The organism is Sulfitobacter sp. HI0129 (genome assembly GCF_001635395.1).
Taxonomy (GTDB): domain Bacteria; phylum Pseudomonadota; class Alphaproteobacteria; order Rhodobacterales; family Rhodobacteraceae; genus Sulfitobacter.
The window spans coordinates 1-627 of record NZ_LWGH01000989.1 but is presented as its reverse complement, the minus strand read 5'-3'; the positions used below and the strand labels follow the sequence as shown (position 1 = coordinate 627).

General features: G+C 57.3%; 1 protein-coding gene. It reads left to right on the top strand.

The window, feature by feature from the left end:
* On the top strand, positions 1-627 hold a 627-nt coding region (locus A3764_RS21555), incomplete at both ends, for a nucleotide sugar dehydrogenase (protein ID WP_150122384.1).

The following is a 627-nucleotide window of genomic DNA, read 5'->3' as shown; positions in this document are numbered from 1 at the left end:
ATAACGAGGACTTTTTCATAGGCTACAGCCCTGAGCGTATCAATCCGGGGGACAAGGAACATCGCCTGCCGACAATCCGCAAGGTGACGTCGGGCTCCACCCCGGAAGCGGGTCTTTTCATTGACAGTCTCTACCGCCGTATCATCAGCGCAGGCACCCACCTTGCCCCGTCGATCAAGGTCGCGGAGGCGGCGAAGGTTATCGAGAACACACAACGAGACGTGAACATAGCGCTTGTGAACGAACTGGCGCTGATCTTCGACCGGCTGGGCATAGATACGCTCGATGTTCTAGAGGCAGCCGGCACGAAATGGAATTTTTTGCCGTTCAGACCGGGGCTGGTAGGGGGGCACTGTATCGGCGTCGATCCCTACTACCTTACCCACAAGGCGCAGGCCGTGGGGTATCATCCGGAGGTTATACTTTCCGGTCGTCGACTGAACGACGGCATGGGCAGCTATGCGGCACTGCAGACCGTGAAGGGGCTCTTGAAGCGACGCATACAGGTCGACGGGGCACGGGTTCTGATCCTCGGGCTGGCATTCAAGGAAAATTGCCCTGATCTCAGGAACACGAGGGTGGTCGATGTAATTTTCGAACTGCAGGGATTCGGCGTTGAAGTAGACG